Source organism: Nocardia sp. NPDC051052 (assembly GCF_044456045.1).
Classification (GTDB): Bacteria; Actinomycetota; Actinomycetes; order Mycobacteriales; family Mycobacteriaceae; genus Nocardia.
On sequence record NZ_JBITFL010000007.1, the window covers coordinates 332,904 to 348,761 of the forward strand.

General features: G+C 65.8%; 15 protein-coding genes and 1 tRNA gene. 10 read left to right on the plus strand and 6 right to left on the minus strand.

The window, feature by feature from the left end:
* Window positions 1–44: 44 nt before the first annotated feature.
* The 4 genes from ACIBCN_RS25985 to ACIBCN_RS26000 all read left to right on the plus strand — a co-directional run bounded on the left by ACIBCN_RS25985 (window position 45) and on the right by ACIBCN_RS26000 (window position 3,003).
* The gene (locus ACIBCN_RS25985) at window positions 45–1,319 is read left to right on the plus strand and encodes a hypothetical protein (protein ID WP_396994256.1); all 1,275 of its coding nucleotides are present in this window, start codon (window positions 45–47) and stop codon (window positions 1,317–1,319) included.
* Complete coding sequence (locus tag ACIBCN_RS25990) at window positions 1,319–1,762, plus strand: hypothetical protein (protein ID WP_396994257.1); 444 nt, start codon at window positions 1,319–1,321, stop codon at window positions 1,760–1,762. The genes ACIBCN_RS25985 and ACIBCN_RS25990 overlap by 1 nt, the downstream gene beginning before the upstream one ends.
* Window positions 1,759–2,304, plus strand: coding sequence for a hypothetical protein (locus ACIBCN_RS25995; protein WP_396994258.1), 546 nt, complete (start codon window positions 1,759–1,761; stop codon window positions 2,302–2,304). Before ACIBCN_RS25990 ends, ACIBCN_RS25995 begins: the two co-directional genes overlap by 4 nt.
* 84 nt (window positions 2,305–2,388) lie before the next feature.
* A complete protein-coding gene (locus ACIBCN_RS26000; RefSeq protein WP_396994259.1) occupies window positions 2,389–3,003 on the plus strand; it encodes a peptide deformylase in 615 nt (204 codons plus the stop codon).
* Here the strand turns inward: ACIBCN_RS26000 and ACIBCN_RS26005 are convergent.
* The 4 genes from ACIBCN_RS26005 to ACIBCN_RS26020 all read right to left on the minus strand — a co-directional run bounded on the left by ACIBCN_RS26005 (window position 2,997) and on the right by ACIBCN_RS26020 (window position 8,942).
* Window positions 2,997–3,629: a MazG family protein gene (locus ACIBCN_RS26005; protein WP_396994390.1), complete on the minus strand. Its 633-nt coding sequence runs from the start codon at window positions 3,627–3,629 to the stop codon at window positions 2,997–2,999. The genes ACIBCN_RS26000 and ACIBCN_RS26005 overlap by 7 nt on opposite strands.
* Window positions 3,630–3,801: 172 nt before the next feature.
* Window positions 3,802–7,416, minus strand: coding sequence for a transcription-repair coupling factor (gene mfd / locus ACIBCN_RS26010; RefSeq protein WP_396994260.1), 3,615 nt, complete (start codon window positions 7,414–7,416; stop codon window positions 3,802–3,804).
* A gap of 81 nt (window positions 7,417–7,497) precedes the next feature.
* Entirely contained in the window at window positions 7,498–8,145 is a 648-nt protein-coding gene (locus tag ACIBCN_RS26015; RefSeq protein WP_396994261.1) for a TetR family transcriptional regulator, read from the minus strand.
* Window positions 8,146–8,327: 182 nt separating this feature from the next.
* A complete protein-coding gene (locus ACIBCN_RS26020; protein WP_396994391.1) occupies window positions 8,328–8,942 on the minus strand; it encodes a TetR/AcrR family transcriptional regulator in 615 nt (204 codons plus the stop codon).
* Window positions 8,943–9,204: 262 nt separating this feature from the next.
* Between ACIBCN_RS26020 and ACIBCN_RS26025 the strand changes: the two genes are divergently transcribed.
* The 6 genes from ACIBCN_RS26025 (at window position 9,205) to ACIBCN_RS26050 (ending at window position 13,985) form a co-directional block, all read left to right on the plus strand.
* Window positions 9,205–9,275: transfer RNA gene (locus tag ACIBCN_RS26025), tRNA-Gln, on the plus strand.
* Window positions 9,276–9,386: 111 nt separating this feature from the next.
* Entirely contained in the window at window positions 9,387–10,877 is a 1,491-nt protein-coding gene (glmU, locus tag ACIBCN_RS26030) for a bifunctional UDP-N-acetylglucosamine diphosphorylase/glucosamine-1-phosphate N-acetyltransferase GlmU (RefSeq protein ID WP_396994262.1), read from the plus strand.
* Window positions 10,874–11,854, plus strand: a complete 981-nt coding sequence (locus ACIBCN_RS26035) for a ribose-phosphate diphosphokinase (RefSeq protein ID WP_357381568.1) — start codon at window positions 10,874–10,876, stop codon at window positions 11,852–11,854. The genes glmU and ACIBCN_RS26035 overlap by 4 nt, the downstream gene beginning before the upstream one ends.
* Before the next feature lie 98 nt (window positions 11,855–11,952).
* Window positions 11,953–12,213: a hypothetical protein gene (locus tag ACIBCN_RS26040; RefSeq protein ID WP_396994263.1), complete on the plus strand. Its 261-nt coding sequence runs from the start codon at window positions 11,953–11,955 to the stop codon at window positions 12,211–12,213.
* 161 nt (window positions 12,214–12,374) lie between these two features.
* The gene (locus ACIBCN_RS26045; RefSeq protein ID WP_396994264.1) at window positions 12,375–13,295 is read left to right on the plus strand and encodes a hypothetical protein; all 921 of its coding nucleotides are present in this window, start codon (window positions 12,375–12,377) and stop codon (window positions 13,293–13,295) included.
* A gap of 27 nt (window positions 13,296–13,322) precedes the next feature.
* A complete protein-coding gene (locus ACIBCN_RS26050; RefSeq protein ID WP_396994265.1) occupies window positions 13,323–13,985 on the plus strand; it encodes a DUF2461 domain-containing protein in 663 nt (220 codons plus the stop codon).
* Here ACIBCN_RS26050 and egtD read toward each other — a convergent pair.
* Both egtD and ACIBCN_RS26060 read right to left on the minus strand, forming a co-directional pair.
* Entirely contained in the window at window positions 13,982–14,953 is a 972-nt protein-coding gene (egtD, locus tag ACIBCN_RS26055; RefSeq protein ID WP_396994266.1) for an L-histidine N(alpha)-methyltransferase, read from the minus strand. The two genes, ACIBCN_RS26050 and egtD, sit on opposite strands and share 4 nt — an antisense overlap.
* The gene (locus ACIBCN_RS26060; protein ID WP_396994267.1) at window positions 14,950–15,837 is read right to left on the minus strand and encodes a class II glutamine amidotransferase; all 888 of its coding nucleotides are present in this window, start codon (window positions 15,835–15,837) and stop codon (window positions 14,950–14,952) included. Before ACIBCN_RS26060 ends, egtD begins: the two co-directional genes overlap by 4 nt.
* Window positions 15,838–15,858 lie beyond the last annotated feature (21 nt).

The window sequence follows — 15,858 nt, forward strand, 5'->3', positions numbered from 1 at the left end:
GACTATCTAAATAGAATCACAACTGAGGGGACCGGGCTTCATTCATGTTCAAGGTAGAACCGAAGGACTTGTTCGGCGTCGGAAATGTAACCAATATTCTGGGGCTGTCCGAGCGGGAAGCGGCGATGCTGGCACGGGCTCCCCAAAGCTTCTCCTATAAAGGCGATGGCGGGTTCGATGTGCCCGGATTGATCGCGGTTGTCGGCATCGACAAGGCCGTCTCGGAATTTTCGGCGGCGATGGAATCGCGGCTCAACAGTCGAACCACTGGGCTCGACTACATCTCATATGAGCTCAAGCGTGCGGCATGGCGATACACCGCCACAGACCACGCCACCGCAGATCAACTCGCCGAGTCGCATTCAAAGATTGAAAACTACGGCGGATACAACGGGTTACACGTCGACCCGATGACAGATGCTACGCCATTCTCACCCGGAGACCACCCGGACACTGAGCTGCCAGCTCCGCGCACAACCGATATTCGCGCCGCGATCGATCAGAGTAAGGGCATCCTCACCGAAATCGACCAGGCCGTCCGCGAAGTTACCGCATGGGTTAATCAGCACATAACAAAATTTAGCGACACCGACGGATGGAGCCCACTGCAACAGGTGGTGGGGCCGCTGGCTGGAAACTGGGCGGAGCTGGAACGCGCAGGCGAGTGCTTCAAGAAAGCCGGCACAGCGTCGGAAACAGTCGCCGCGAGTCTCACTGCGAGAAATTCCGATCTAGCCCACACCTGGCAAGGCAAGGCTGCGGACTCATATCAAGATTTCGGCGGTCGACTCGCCAAAGCGATGGCTTGGGAGGGTCCCATCGGCCGAATATCGGAAGCCGTGCTCAGTGCGATGGTGGAGCAAGCAATGGCGGCCATTGTAGATCTGCTGAACTACGTGAACAAGAAATTCAAAGAGGAAATTGTCGACCAGGCTCTCAAGTTTATTCGAGACTCTGCAATCACGGCAGCCATTCCGGGAGTCGGCTGGATGGCCGCAGCGGTCAGGGGCGCTAAGAAGGCTTACGACCTCGGCATGGCCATCTATCATATTTACCAAGAAGTCACAGCAATGATCGACAAGATCCAGGAGATGATTCGTTCCGCTCAAGCGGTACTCCAGGTGTTGGAGAATCCGGAGGCCGCTGTAGAGAAGGAGATCAACCAGCGTATCGACAAAGTTAAAGAAAAGGGCGATAAAGCGAACAAGCTTGCGGGCCTGGGCCAGGACGTTATAAGCGCAGGAGATATCACGGCGATAACACGAGCACCGAAGGATAAATACAGCGCATTGACCGGTACCGGAGCATGGGAGGACTAATGAAGATAGATAAGGGCGATATACCACCCGGGGCAGAGGCGGCAATCCGGCGTTTCCAGAATGCGTTGGCGGATGTCGCAACCCAGGCGGCAAGACTGAAGCGACTAGCAGACGAGCCGATCGAACCGTTCCCGGGTGTCAACGAGGCGCGTCTGAACGAGATGGCACGTAGTCCGAGCGCTTCACCCGAACTGGCCGCAGCTGCGGCCGCGATCTCACGTGGCGAATGCACTTGGCATGAGATCGTGGAAGGGCTCCGACGACAGCCACCGGAGATTGTCAACCTGATCGACGAGAAGATCCCGTTCGCTTTCGCAACCGGTCGGCTCGCCCCACCGGGTGCACCTTCCTGGGACAGACCGCAGCCCCCTTCCGACAGCAGTCGACACCTATACGACGACTTTGACGATGAAGACCAAGCCCCGGAGAGCTGGCTCGAATGACCAAGGAGTTGTTGGTGCACAAATACACTGCGTTGGTTGTGGCAGTTGCCGCGGGCACCCTGGTCGCCGGATGTGGAAACGATAAGGCGACCGATAAGGACTGGCGGAGCATCGACCCCTGCTCACTTGTGGAGCCTGGGCAGATCTCCCAGATCGACTACAGCGGACCGAGTAACCCTGAACCCAACAAACCGGAACGCGCCAGCGATCAAAACGGAGTCAGCTGTTCGTGGAGCAAAGTCCTGCCGGTTTTATCGATTTCCATCTATAGGCTTCCGGATCGCGACCTCGTCAACTCAACGCCGATTCCAGCATGGGCTGTGGTCCGCGAGATGGACATTGATGGACGGAAGGCCACGGTCTCAGAGGAGAAGGGTGGCAGATGCAGTGTGCGGATGGTGTTCCGCGACGCGAACATGGACGTCCTGATTGCTCCGGCCACAAACAAGCGCACAGTGGATCTAGACGACAGATCGCATGCCAGTTGTGAGGCGCAGCTACCACTCCTGAAATCGATTCTGGCCAAAGCCAACCTGCCCTGAGCTCTGGCTTCTGGCCATCCGGCGGCTTTGTGACGAGTGTGGCATTGTCGACGGTCGTGGTGACTTCGAGGTGGAGGGTGGGTCATGGCAACGCCGGTTGAAGGTGACGACGCGGGCGGTCTGCGGCGTCGGGTCAGGGAGTTGTTGGATCGGGTTGGTGATGGTGTCGCGCCCATCGTCCAGGTTGATGACCCGGGGCTGCGAACTGTCGCGCAACGGTACGAGGGGCAGCTGGACGAGAAGGATCTGTCGGCGCTTATCGAGCTGATGCGGCGGACGATGCACGCGGCTCCCGGCGTCGGATTGGCCGCTCCGCAGATCGGCCTGCCTGTGCAGCTGGCGGTGATCGAGGACTCGGCTGCGGTCAGCGAGGAGATCGCTGCGACCCGCGAGCGCTACCCGCAGGAATTCCTGGTGGTCGCCAATCCGACGTACACGCCCTCTTCACTGCGAACCGCCGACTTCCCCGAGGGCTGCCTGAGCGTCACCGGATACCACGCGGTGGTCCGCCGTCACGCCGACGTCACGCTGCGCTTCACCGATCTCGGCGGAACATCGCGGCTCGCTGAGTTCAGCGGGTGGGCTGCCCGCATCGTGCAGCACGAGACGGACCACCTCAACGGCGTCCTCTATGTCGACAAAGCCGAACCCGGCACACTCACCGAGATCGTGGACACGCCGCCCGTCTCGTCTCAGTGAACCCAGTACTTGCGCCAGTCGTCACCGGCGAGCGGAAGTCGTTCCCCGCGATCGGCTTCCGCCGCATCCTCGGTGGCGCGGATGGCGGTGGCGAAGGTGAGGGTGGCTTTGCGGAGGCGTTCCTCGGCGCTGTCGGGGAGGCCGAGGTGCACGACGCGAAGGTCAGTGGGGATCAGGTCTTCGGGCAGGCCTGCTTTGCTGCTGCGGTCGCGGATCTTTTCGGCGAGGGCCAGGGCGGGTTGGGCCATGGCGATGCCGTCCAGGCAGGAGCGGCGAGACTTTTCGGCGGATTTGCGTTCTTCCCAAGCACTTTCCTGTGCCGCGATCTTTTCTTCGAGGGTGGTGTCGGCGGCGAATTGAGTGTCGCGGAGGTAGGGGCTGCGGTTGACCAGTTTGGCTACCAGGGCGGCGGCTACGTCGTCGACGGTGAATTCGCCTGCCGCTTGGGCGATTCGGGAGTGGAAGAGGACCTGGAGCAGGAGGTCGCCCAGTTCTTCTTTGATGGTCTCCGCGTCGTTGTGCTGGATGGCGTCGAGGAGTTCGTAGGTTTCCTCGAGCAGGTAGGGGCGCAACGTGTCGTGGGTTTGGGTTACTTCCCAGCCGCCGAAATTCCAGAGGCGGTCCATGACTTCGACGGCGTTGGTCAAACCCGCCGCCACCACCGCGGTATCGGACGGAATCCCGTTCGACCGGCTGGCCGCGGCGTGGCGGGCGGCACGCAGAATTGCCTCGTCTCGATCGGCACTCATGCCTGCGCCTCGCTGACGCTCGCGCCTGCCGGGGCGCCTGTTCGCTCGCTCATCGGGCGGCCGAGACCTCGGTCGCGGTGGTGAGATCCACTGCGCCCTGGGCTTTTCCGTCCAAGGCCAGCAGGAGGTCGGCGACGAATTGCAGGAGCACCACGTCGCGGACCCGTTCAGCACCGACGCTGTCTTCGACGCGCGGCAGCGGCAGCGAGATCACGCCGCTGGCGGCGCGATAGCTGGCGGCGGGGTAGATGCGTTTGAGGCGCATCTGTTTCGAGTCGGGCAGGTGCAGCGGGGAGATCTTGAGTGTTGTTCCGGTGACCGCGATTTCGGTGACCTCGTATTCGCGGGCCAGCAGGCGCAGTTTCGCGACGGAGACCAGCCGGCCGACCTCGACCGGCAGCGGACCGTAGCGGTCGACGAGTTCCTCGACGACGGAGGCGAGGGCCGAATCGTCCTGCGCGGAGGCGAGTTTGCGGTATCCCTCGAGGCGCAGCCGATCGCTGCCGATGTAGTCGGGCGGGATGTGCGCGTCGACGGGGAGGTCGATGCGCATTTCCTTGGGCTCTTCGGTGGTGATGGGCCTGCCGTCGGCGGCGGCCCGGTAGGCCTCGACGGCCTCGCCGACCAGCCGGACGTAGAGGTCGAAGCCGACGCCCGCGACGTGGCCGGACTGTTCGGCGCCGAGCACGTTGCCCGCGCCACGGATTTCGAGGTCCTTCATCGCGACGGCCATGCCCGCGCCGAGGTCGGAGTTCTGCGCGATGGTGGCGAGGCGGTCGTAGGCGGTTTCGGTGAGCGGCTTCTCCGGCGGGTACAGGAAGTAGGCGTAGCCGCGTTCCCGGCTGCGGCCGACCCGGCCACGCAACTGGTGCAGCTGCGAAAGACCGAGTGCGTCGGCGCGTTCCACGAGCAGGGTGTTCGCGTTGGAGATGTCCAAGCCGGTTTCGATGATGGTGGTGCAGACGAGCACGTCGAATTCGCGCTCCCAGAAACCCTCGACGGTGGACTCGAGGGCGTCCTCGTTCATCTGACCGTGCGCGACGGCCACCCTGGCCTCGGGCACCAGATCACGAATCCGCTTGGCGGCCTTGTCGATCGAGGACACCCGGTTGTGCACGTAGAAGACCTGGCCGTCGCGCAGCAGCTCGCGCCGGATGGCGGCGGTGACCTGCTTGTCGTTGTAGGCGCCGACGTAGGTGAGCACCGGGTGCCGTTCCTCCGGCGGGGTGAGGATGGTCGACATCTCGCGGATGCCTGCCAGGCTCATCTCCAGGGTGCGCGGAATCGGCGTCGCGGACATGGTCAGCACGTCGACGTGGGTGCGCAGCGCCTTGATGTGCTCCTTGTGTTCGACGCCGAAGCGCTGCTCCTCGTCGACCACGACAAGGCCGAGGTCCTTCCAACGCACACCGGTCTGCAGCAGCCGGTGGGTGCCGACGACGATGTCGACGCTGCCGTCGGCCATCCCCGCCATAACGGCGCGGGCGTCGGCCGGATCGGTGAACCGGGACAGCCCCTTCACGTTGATCGGAAAGCCGGCGACGCGTTCGGTGAAGGTCTGCAGATGTTGTTGCGCGAGCAGGGTTGTCGGCACCAGCACGACGACCTGCTTACCGTCCTGCACCGCCTTGAACGCGGCGCGCACGGCGATCTCGGTCTTGCCGTAGCCGACGTCGCCACACACCACCCGGTCCATCGGGACGGGCTTCTCCATGTCGGACTTGACCTCGGCGATGGCGGTCATCTGGTCGACGGTCTCGGTGAACGCGAACGCGTCCTCCATCTCCTGCTGCCACGGGGTGTCGGGGCCGAACGCGTGTCCCGGCGCCGCCTGGCGGGCGGCGTACAGCTGCACCAGCTCGCCAGCGATCTCCCGAACAGCCTTGCGCGCCTTGCGTTTCGTGTTCGCCCAGTCGGACCCGCCGAGCTTGGACAGGCTCGGCAGTTCGCCGCCGACGTAACGGGACAGCTGATCCAGCGACTCCATCGGCACGAACAGCCGGTCGCCCGGCTGGCCGCGCTTGCCCGGCGCGTATTCGATGACCAGGTATTCGCGCCGCGCGCCGCCGATGGTGCGCTCGATCATCTCGACGAATCGCCCGATGCCGTGCTGATCGTGCACCACCATGTCGCCCGCGTTCAACGCGAGCGGGTCGACCTGGTTGCGGCGCTTGGCGGGCAGCCGCTTACCGTCGCCCGGCGCGGTCATCCGGTTGCCGGTGAGGTCGGATTCGGCGACAACGACAAGGCCCGCGTCGTCGAAGATCAGACCGTCGTGCAGCGAGCCGCACAGCACGCCGACGACCCCGTTGCTCGGTTCGGCGCCGGGTTCGAGCGTCGCGGCGGGCACGTCGGCATCGGCGAGTCGTTCCAGAATGCGTTGCGCCGTACCGTGTCCGGCGACGACGACCACGGCGCGGCCGCCGGTGGCCACGTGCGCGCGCAGCGAGGCGAAGATGGTCGCCACGAGTTCGTCGGAGCCGCGGGCGGTGGGCCCGGCCAGCACCGGAAGCACCACCTCGGCGGGGACGCCCGCGGTGAGCGGGCTCAGCGTCCACCAGGGCAGGTCGCGCTCGTCCGCGCTCGCGTGCACGTCGGGCAGCGCCTGATAACCGGACGCGGCCAGATCCAGGCCGTGTGCGCCGAGCGGCGCGTCGGCACCGAACGAGGCAGCGGTCCAGGACGCCTCGAGGAACTCCTCGCCGGTGCGCACCAGATCGGCGGCGCGGGTGCGGATCTTCTCCGGATCACATAGCAGCAGATGAGTGCCCGCGGGCAGCACCTCGGTGAGCAGCCGCAGTTCGCCCGGCTTCAGCACCGGAAGCAGCGCCTCCATGCCGTCCACCGGGACGCCGTTGGCCAGCTTTTCCAGCATCTCCACCAGGGCGGCGTCGGCCGCGTAGTCGACGGCGACCTCGGCGGCCCGCTCGCGCACCGCCGGGGTGAGCAGCAGTTCGCGACAGGGCGGCGCGACAACGACATCCACCGACACCTCGGTGAGCGAGCGCTGGTCGGCGACGGCGAACGGGCGCAGCTCGGTGACCTCGTCACCCCAGAACTCCACGCGCACCGGATGATCGGCGGTGGGCGGGAACAGGTCGAGAATGCCGCCACGCACCGCGAACTCGCCGCGCTTGCCGACCATGTCGACCCGGCTGTAGGCGAATTCGACCAGGCGCGTGAGCAATTCGTCGAAGTCGAGCTCGGCGCCGACGCGCAGCACGATCGGCTCGATGTCGCCGAGGCTGCCCGCCATCGGCTGCATGAGCGACCGCACGGTGGTGACCACCACGCGCAGCGGTTCGGGGAAGGCCGGATCTTCGGGATGGGCCAGCCTGCGCAGCACCTCGAGCCTGCGCCCGACGGTGTCGGCGCCCGGTGACAGCCGTTCGTGCGGCAGGGTCTCCCAGGACGGGAATTGCGCTACCGCAGGGCCGAGCATCTCCTCGAGCTCGAGGGTCAGATCGTCCGCCTCGCGCCCAGTCGCGGTTACCACGACCAGCGGCCGGCTCGCCACGATCGTCGCGGCCACGAAGGCCCGCACGCCGGACGGCCCGACCAGCTCGACCGGGGACTTACCGACCAGCTCGGCGACGGTCCGCAGCGCGGCATCGGCACCGGCGACCGCCGCGAGTCCCGCAAGCGGTGGACGATGGGTCGGCATCACAACTCCTGAGCTCAAGCCGGGTATTTCGAGCGGCCAGCAAAGTCTAGTCAAGGCCGCCGACACATCGAGCTCGGGCTGCTAGGGCACGTAGCGACGCAGGCGCCTTGCCGCGAACTCGCGGAAGTAGGCGAGCTTCTCACCGGGGACGATCGACGGGAGCAGGAAGTACCAGACGCGTTCCATCCGGGCCGCCATCTGATCGATCGACTCGGTGCCGACGGCGACGATGTGCACGCCCGCGGTCATCTCCTGCAGCAGCATGCCGATCACCTCGGCGTCCAGCTCGGGCTGCAAATCGCCCTGGGCGATAGCCCTTTCGGAGAGCACGCGGTAGGTGTCGCCCCACGTCTTGGCGATGTTGTCGCCCTGCGCGCCGCGGTAATCACCGATCTGATGGGTCAGCTTGAGCATCGCGCCGACCATCGGATCGTTCATGGATAGGTCGGCCACGACATAGGTGATGCCGATGCACGCCTCGAGCGCGGGCACCCGGGGATCGAAGAAACCCTGACACGAGCTGACCAGCCGCTCGTTGCCCTGGTCGACGACCGCGCGCGCCAGCTCTTCCTTCGAGCCGAAGTGAAAGTACAAGGCGCCCTTGGTCACATTGGACTGCGCGATGATCTCGCTCAGACTCGCGTTCGCGTAACCCAAGCGCAGAAAGACATCGGCAGCGCCCGCAAGAACGGAGTCGCGGGTGATCTCCGCGCGCGCTTGCCTAGCCATCAGATCCGCCTGTCATCCTAAAAACCAGCCATCCTGAAGTAGACCGACATCACGAAGTAGACCGACTTACCGCCCGAACAGCACCCAAAGGATGGGTGAACCGTACCACCAGGCGGGCCCTCGGCAGTCAATTCGAGCATTCGACTGGACCCGCTTCGCAATTCGCTGGTTAACAACCCGAGTCACTCCTCGATACCGGCGCGCCACTCCGAGCTGAGATGCGGGTCGGCCTCCAGATGGCTCAGCCCGTTCCAGCACAGATTCACCAAATGCACGGCGACAACCTCTTTCGACGGTTTGCGTTCGTCCAGCCACCAGGTGGCGGCGGTGGCGACCTGCCCGACCAACGCCTGGGCATAGAGGGTGGCCAGGCTGGTGTCGAAGCCGCGGCGCTCGAAATCCCCGGCGAGGATGTGTGCGACCTGGTTCACGGCCTCGTTGAGCAGGCTGGAGTAGCGGCCCTCGGCATTGCCCGCCGGCTGATCGCGCACCAGGATGCGGAACCCGTCGGTGCGTTCCTCGATGTAGGTCAGCAGCGCGAGCGCGACCTGTTCGAGCCGGATCCGCGACCGGTTCTGGGTCAGCGACGACACGATCATGTCGAGCAGCATCGACATCTCGCGATCGACGACGACCGCGTACAACCCCTCTTTGCCGCCGAAGTGTTCGTACACCACAGGTTTGGAGACCTGAGCCCGTTGCGCGATCTCCTCGATCGAGGTGGCGTCGTAGCCGCGCTCGGCGAACAGCGCGCGACCGATCTCGATGAGCTGCTGTCGCCGCTGGGTACCGGTCATCCGGGGACGCGGCACTTTGGGCGGTTCACTAGCCGACATCGCTCCCGCCTCCCTTCGCCATACGACCGTCCAGTGCCTTAACTGTTCCAGACAGCTCGCAAGATCGCCCCGTCAACCCCGGGCGCGCCTTGGATCAACCCCGGCCCCGGTGCTCTCGACGCTCCAACTACCGGCAAGAATCGCGGAGAGGCGTGGGTGTATGCGAGGATCTTTCCCGTGCCGTGGCACAGCGGCGGGTGTTCCCGATCCTCCGATGTGGCAATCCGCCGTGGTGTAATGGCAGCACCTCTGATTTTGGTTCAGATAGTTCAGGTTCGAGTCCTGGCGGCGGAGCTCGGCAGCACGATGACCTATCGTTGGCCCGCACATCTGCGCCCAGCACAGCAGACCCCAGCAGGATGAGCAGAGCCCAGCAGCACGATGACAGGCAGCCGAGGGAGATCCATGCCACAGCAGACCGCCGTCGTCGTTCTCGCAGCCGGTGCCGGGACGCGAATGCGGTCGAAGACCCCCAAAGTGCTGCATTCGCTGGCCGGTCGAAGCATGCTCGCACACGCGCTGCATGCGGCGAACGAGATCGACCCCGCATATCTGATCACCGTGGTCGGACACGACCGCGAACAGGTCGGGGCCGCAGTCGACGCGGTGGCCACCGACCTCGGCCGTGAGATCACCTCAGCGGTCCAGGAAGAACAGCTCGGCACCGGTCACGCCGTGCAGTGCGCATTGGCCGCGCTGCCCGTCGGTTTCACCGGCGACCTGCTCGTCACCTCCGCCGACGTGCCGCTGCTCGACGGGCACACGCTGTCCGCGCTGCTCGACGAGCACCGCTCGTACGCCGAACGGTCCGCCGTGACGGTGCTGACCTTCGTGCCCGACGACCCGAACGGCTACGGCCGCATCGTCCGCGACGCCGACGGCCGGGTATTCGAGATCGTCGAGCACGCCGACGCCACCCCGGCGCAGTCCGCGATCACCGAGGTCAACTCGGGTGTGTACGCGTTCGACGTGAATGTGCTGCGCACCATGATCAGCCGGTTGTCCACCGCCAACGCCCAGCACGAGCTGTACCTGACCGACGTGCTGCGGCTGGCCCGCGAGGCCGGGCATCCGGTGCACGGCGCCCGCCTGGTCGACGCGGCCAAGGTCACCGGCGTGAACGACCGGGTCCAGCTGGCCAACGCGACGAGCAGGCTCAACCGCTACATCCTGGAACGGCACATGCGAGCCGGCGTCACCATCATCGATCCGGCCTCCACCTGGGTGGACGCGAGCGTGCGGATCAGCAGGGACGCGGTGCTTCGCCCCGGCGTTCAGTTGCTCGGCGACACCGTGATCGGCGAGGACGCCGAGATCGGGCCGGACAGCACGCTCACCGATGTGGTCGTCGGCGACGGCGCCCGCGTCGTCCGGACGCACGGCGAAGGCGCGATGATCGGCCCCGGCGCGACCATCGGCCCGTTCAGCTATCTACGACCGGGCACCGTGGTCGGCAATTCCGGCAAGCTCGGCGCCTTCGTGGAAACGAAGAACGCCTCGATCGGCGCGCACTCCAAGGTGCCGCATCTGACCTACGTGGGCGATGCCACCATCGGCGAGCACAGCAACATCGGCGCTTCGAGTGTTTTCGTGAACTACGACGGAGTGACCAAGCATCACACCACTGTCGGCTCGCATGTGCGAACGGGAAGCGACACGATGTTTGTCGCACCGGTAACGGTGGGTGACGGCGCGTATACGGCGGCGGGTACTGTACTGCGCAGAAGCGTTCCGCCCGGTGCACTCGCGGTTTCCGGCGGGCCGCAGAAGAACATCGAGGGCTGGGTGCAACGTCACCGTCCTGGAACGGCCGCGGCGCGCGCGGCGGCAGAAGCCAACGCCGCCAAAGAGAACTCCGGTCGGGCAATCGAGCAAAAGGATGGCAAACAGCAGTGACCGCGTCATGGATCGATAACCAGAAGAACCTGATGCTCTTCTCGGGACGCGCTCATCCTGAGCTGGCCGAACAGGTCGCCAAGGAACTCGACGTCCACGTCACGCCGCAGACCGCACGCGACTTCGCCAATGGCGAGATCTTCGTCCGGTTCGAAGAGTCGGTCCGCGGCTCCGACGCGTTCGTGCTGCAGAGCTTCCCCGCGCCGCTGAACCAGTGGCTGATGGAACAGCTCATCATGATCGACGCGCTCAAGCGCGGTTCGGCCAAGCGGATCACCGCCGTGCTGCCGTTCTACCCCTACGCCCGTCAGGACAAGAAGCACCGCGGCCGCGAACCGATCTCGGCTCGCCTGGTCGCCGACCTGCTGAAGACCGCGGGCGCGGACCGCATCATCACCGTCGACCTGCACACCGATCAGATCCAGGGCTTCTTCGACGGCCCGGTCGATCACATGCACGCGCAGCTGCAGCTCGCCGAGTACATCCGCACCAACTACACCCTCGACCACATCACCGTGGTCTCCCCCGACTCGGGCCGCGTGCGCGTCGCCGAGAAGTGGGCCGACTCGCTCGGCGGCTCGCCGCTGGCGTTCATCCACAAGACCCGCGACCCGCTGGTGCCCAACCAGATCAAGGCGAACCGCGTGGTCGGCGATGTCGAGGGCCGCACCTGCATCCTGATCGACGACATGATCGACACCGGTGGCACCATCGCCGGCGCGGTCAAGGTGCTCAAGGATGCCGGCGCCGGTGACGTGGTCATCGCCGCCACGCACGGCGTGCTGAGCGACCCGGCCGCCGAGCGGCTCGCCGCCTGCGGCGCCAAGGAAGTTGTGGTCACCAACACGCTGCCGATCACCGAAGAGAAGAAGTTCGCGCAGTTGACGGTGCTTTCCATCGCGCCACTGCTGGCCCGCACCATCCGCGAGGTCTTCGAAAACGGCTCGGTAACCGGCCTCTTTAACGGCAACGCATAGATTTTCACCACGGACACGGCGGTTCGGACTTCGGTCCGGGCCGCCATTTCTTTGCGTCGGCTCCGTTAGTTGTGGCAATACGCGGGGATACTGGGGGTATGGACCGTGAATCGCTGGACACAGACATGGGGGACGACGACCAGGCCGACGAGATCCGCGCGTATGAGCGCAATGTCGAGGATCCGCCGGATGACCTGCGCATTCGCTATCACGAGAACGAGGATGACGGCAGGCTCGGCATCGCGGATGAGCTGGCGCAGGAGTCCACTCCGCGCGAACAGCGCGCCGAGAAGGCGCAGGACGACGAGCGGCCCGCCGAGGTGCTGGCCATGGACATCGTGGACGACACCGATCTCTGAGCCTGGTCGAAGCCCGGCCGCGCCACCTAGCGCAATCGGCTATGACAGCTCTACCGTCGTGGTACGCATAACGGACAAGCCGGACGCAGACCATCCGCCGCGCGCGGATGGTCGCGTCGGAGGTACGCAGCGGTGCCGACCGGACGACACGAGGAGGCGCGATGAGCACGCCGCAGAATCCGAACCCCACCGGCGGTACACCGGAGCCAGCGGGCGCGTCGCCGAGCGAGTTCGGGTCGGCAGATCCCGTGGAGGACGCCGGAGCCGCGCCTACCTCGGGCGACGCTGCGGACGTGGGTGCCGCCCCTTCGTTGTCGAAAGATGTTGGTGCGGCGGAACCTTCGAGTGAGCCGTACGCGACGCCGCCACCCTCGGCGGGTGAGTGGTGGCAGCCGACAGACGCGCCCGCTGGGCCGTTGGGCGGGCAAGCGCAGCCAACGGGTGGCCAGCCGTCATCGGGCGGCACATCTGCTGGGCCGCCTAGCAATCACCCTGCGCCGGGTAGCGGGCCTACTGGAGCAGCCGGTAGCCAGCCGTCTTGGGGTGCGGATCCGCACGGACGGGGTGCGCCCACCGATCAACAGCAATGGAGTGCGCAGCAGTACCCACCGAATCAGCCGCAATATCCCGGCGGCGGCCCTCAATACCCGGGCAGCGGACAACCTCAGTACGCGAGCGATCAACCGTACTATCCGGGCAGCGGCCAACCGCTGGATTCTGGTGGCGCACCGCAGTATCCGCAGGGCGGGGTGTACAACTACCCGCAGGGCGGTGGCTACAGCCAACAGCAGAATCCACCGCCCGGCGGCTACGGCAATTACCCACCACAGTCGTACGAGCCCTACACCACGCCGCAGCGGTCTTCCGGCACCCAGGTGTTCTCGATCATCGGTTTCGTCTGCGCGGTGATCGCGGTGTTGTTCTGCCCCATCCTGTTCGGCCCCGCGGGCATCGTGCTCGGCATCGTCGGCCACAGCAAGGGCGAGTCGCTCGGCAGGTGGGCCGCGATCGCGTCGGGCGTCACCATGATCATCGGCTTCCTGGTGGGGTTCCTTATCTTCAACGGAGACCTGAGAACGTAGATTGCTCTGTATGAGCGAGGCACAGTCATGACCAAGTTCGACGGCTTCCCGCTGGCGGGGCTGGATTTCTACGAGGATCTCGAGGCCGACAACTCGAAGATGTTCTGGACCGCGCACAAGGATGTGTACGAATCGGCGGTAAAGGCGCCGATGCTCGCACTGACCGCCGAGCTGGAGCCGGATTTCGGTGCCGCCAAGATCTTCCGGCCGTATCGGGACGTGCGTTTTTCCAAGGACAAGACGCCGTACAAGAATCATCAGGGCGCGTATGTGTCCGTTGCGCCGAGCACCGGCTGGTACGTGCAGGTCGGTGCGGCGGGGTTGTACGTCGCTGGTGGTTTCTACGGCGGTTCGTCGGAGCAGATCGCGCAGCTGCGTGCCACCATCGACCACGATGTGCGCGGCCCGGAACTGGTCGCGATTCTGGCGAAGTTGCGCAAGGCGGGTTATACGATCGGCGGCGAGCAGCTCAAGACCAAGCCGAAGGGTTACGACGCCGACCATCCGCGCATCGACCTGCTCCGGCACAAGGCCCTGGTCTGCAACAAGGAGATCGGGGCGCCGCCGTGGCTGGACAAGCCTCGGGCCGCCAAGGAGATCCGCACCGCCTGGGAGACGATGCGGCCCCTGGTCGACTGGCTCGCCGCGGTGGTGACCGGAGCGACTACCCGATCACCGCTGCTCGCTTAGTCGCGTGCCGCGAGCACGAGCGCGAAGCGGTTGTCGGGATCGGTCCACACCTCCTCGGTACTGAACCCGGCGGCGGACAGCTCGGCGTTCAGGCCCTCGACGCGGAACTTGGCGGAGATCTCGGTGCGCATCTGCTCGCCGGCGGCGAACCGCACGGTGAGATCGAGGTCGCGAACGTTGACGGTCATGTCTTCGGTTGCCGCCAAGCGCATTTCGATCCACTCGTGCTCGGCGTCCCACCGCGCGATGTGCTCGAACTTCTCCGGCGCGAAGTCGGCGTCGAGGCGAGAGTTCAAGACGTGCAGCACATTCCGATTGAACTCGGCGGTGACACCGGCGGCGTCATCATAGGCGGGGACCAGCACGGCCGGATCGATCACCAGACCGGCACCGAGCAGCAGCTGCTCGCCCGGTTCGAGCACCTCGTAGATGCTGGCAAGGAATTCGGCGCGTTCGGCCGGGACCAGGTTGCCGATGGTGCCGCCGAGGAAGGCGATCATCCGGCGCCCGCCGCCGGGCAGGTTGTGCAGGGTGTCGGTGAAATCGCTGACCACACCGTGCACGGCCAGCCCGGGGAACTCGGCCGCGATCTCGTCCGCCGCGGCACGCAGCGCCGAGGACGAGACGTCCTGCGGGACATAGGTCTTCAACGGACCCTCGGCGGTCAGCGCGGAAAGCAGCAGCCTGGTCTTGGCGGCCGAGCCCGCGCCGAGCTCGACGAGCACCTCGGCCTGCGCGACCCGGGCGATCTCGCCGACCACCCGCTCCAGCAGCGCGCGTTCGGTGCGCGTCGGGTAGTACTCGGGGAGCTCGGTGATCTGCTCGAACAGTTCACTGCCGCGAGCGTCGTAGAACCACTTGGGCGGCAGCCACTTCGGGTCCGCGGTGAGGCCGAGCCTGGCGTCCGCGCGCAATGCCGAGGTGAGGTCGTCGTCGGATAGGTGGATCTCCAGCGTCGGTGCGGTCATCGTGAGGCGCCTTTCGTGCTGTCGGGCAGCGGATCGATGGTGAGCTTGCCTGGGCGGGCGACAACCAGACAGCGGTCGGGGATCGACTGCCAGTTCGGGTTGTCGTCATAGGGTTCGGAGGCGAGCACGGCGAAGGTGTCGGTGACCAGCGCCGACAAGGCGTGGTGCACCGTGCTGGCCCAGAGGGTTTCGCCGTCGCCGAGCAGGAAGTTGAGCCGTGCGGTCGGCGCGTGTTTCAGCACGCCGGTGGCGAGCAGGCCGAGGGCGGTGCCCGGGGAATCGACGAAGCCGTCCGGTGTCACCGCGGTGAGCAACTGCCGCAGCAACACCCAGAGTGTCGCGGCGTCGGTGGGCGATTCGGCGTCGAGCAGCTGAATCGTCTCGAAGAGCCGGGTCGCGCCGAATTGGGTGGCGGCCATATCCAAGTCCGACGATGCCGCGGTGACGACCTTCCGCCAGTCCGGCACCGAGCCGTTGTGGCTGAACGCCCAGCGCGCGCTGGTGAACGGCGCGCACGCGGCCCGCTCGACGGGCATGCCGACGGTGGCGGACCGGATCGATGCCAGCACCGCGGTCGAACGCAGTTGCGGCAGTACCTCTTCCACCGCTGGGTCGGTCCAGATGGGTGCGGGGTTGCGGTATCGGCTGGCGACCAGTGTGCCGCCTGCCCCGGCTTCGCCGGGCAATGCGCTGGTAGCCAGCGGGTTCCGAGCGTCCGATTCGGCGGCCCGCCACCAGGCGACGCCGAACCCGTCGGCGTTGATCGTGCCGCCGCCCCGCATATCTCGCGGTGCCCACGCCTGGGTGCGCAGGGAATGCGTACCGGCCGTGAGCATCTCGCCGACGCTGACCGCCGGACCGACGTAACCGAGATGTCTGCACATCAGCGCGCACCTCTCGTTGGC

Coding starts and splice junctions, on each gene's coding strand:
- ACIBCN_RS25985 (WP_396994256.1), top strand. CDS start 45: ATGTTCAAGGTAGAACCGAAGGACTTGTTCGGCGTCGGAAATGTAACC.
- ACIBCN_RS25990 (WP_396994257.1), top strand. CDS start 1,319: ATGAAGATAGATAAGGGCGATATACCACCCGGGGCAGAGGCGGCAATC.
- ACIBCN_RS25995 (WP_396994258.1), top strand. CDS start 1,759: ATGACCAAGGAGTTGTTGGTGCACAAATACACTGCGTTGGTTGTGGCA.
- ACIBCN_RS26000 (WP_396994259.1), top strand. CDS start 2,389: ATGGCAACGCCGGTTGAAGGTGACGACGCGGGCGGTCTGCGGCGTCGG.
- ACIBCN_RS26005 (WP_396994390.1), bottom strand. CDS start 3,629: ATGGACCGCCTCTGGAATTTCGGCGGCTGGGAAGTAACCCAAACCCAC.
- mfd (WP_396994260.1), bottom strand. CDS start 7,416: ATGCCGACCCATCGTCCACCGCTTGCGGGACTCGCGGCGGTCGCCGGT.
- ACIBCN_RS26015 (WP_396994261.1), bottom strand. CDS start 8,145: ATGGCTAGGCAAGCGCGCGCGGAGATCACCCGCGACTCCGTTCTTGCG.
- ACIBCN_RS26020 (WP_396994391.1), bottom strand. CDS start 8,942: ATGACCGGTACCCAGCGGCGACAGCAGCTCATCGAGATCGGTCGCGCG.
- glmU (WP_396994262.1), top strand. CDS start 9,387: ATGCCACAGCAGACCGCCGTCGTCGTTCTCGCAGCCGGTGCCGGGACG.
- ACIBCN_RS26040 (WP_396994263.1), top strand. CDS start 11,953: ATGGACCGTGAATCGCTGGACACAGACATGGGGGACGACGACCAGGCC.
- ACIBCN_RS26045 (WP_396994264.1), top strand. CDS start 12,375: ATGAGCACGCCGCAGAATCCGAACCCCACCGGCGGTACACCGGAGCCA.
- ACIBCN_RS26050 (WP_396994265.1), top strand. CDS start 13,323: ATGACCAAGTTCGACGGCTTCCCGCTGGCGGGGCTGGATTTCTACGAG.
- egtD (WP_396994266.1), bottom strand. CDS start 14,953: ATGACCGCACCGACGCTGGAGATCCACCTATCCGACGACGACCTCACC.
- ACIBCN_RS26060 (WP_396994267.1), bottom strand. CDS start 15,837: ATGTGCAGACATCTCGGTTACGTCGGTCCGGCGGTCAGCGTCGGCGAG.